Origin of the sequence: Bittarella massiliensis (ex Durand et al. 2017) (assembly GCF_017566145.1) — a bacterium.
Classification (GTDB): Bacteria; Bacillota; Clostridia; order Oscillospirales; family Ruminococcaceae; genus Bittarella; species Bittarella massiliensis_A.
In genome coordinates this window covers 1-212 of sequence record NZ_JABFCL010000344.1, presented here as the reverse complement: position 1 = coordinate 212, position 212 = coordinate 1, and the positions used below count along the sequence as shown (strand labels likewise).

The following is a 212-nucleotide window of genomic DNA, read 5'->3' as shown; positions in this document are numbered from 1 at the left end:
AGGAACGTTCAGCCATCGTTCGCTTTAAAGTAAAAGATGAGGACGCTTACATCCTTGCGTGGACGACAACTCCGTGGACGCTGCCGTCTAATGTGGCACTCTGTGTGAATCCAGAGGAGACGTATGCCAAAGTAAAGGCAGCGGACGGCTGTGTATACTATACGGCAGAGGCGCTTCTTGATCAGGTGCTTGGCGGACTTGCAAAAGAAGAG

General features: G+C 51.4%; 1 protein-coding gene. It reads left to right on the top strand.

Annotation, left to right across the window (positions count from 1 at the left end; translation table 11 throughout):
* Positions 1 to 212, top strand: a 212-nt coding sequence (locus tag HJY11_RS14600; protein WP_208076568.1) for a class I tRNA ligase family protein, incomplete at both ends; no start/stop codon positions are given.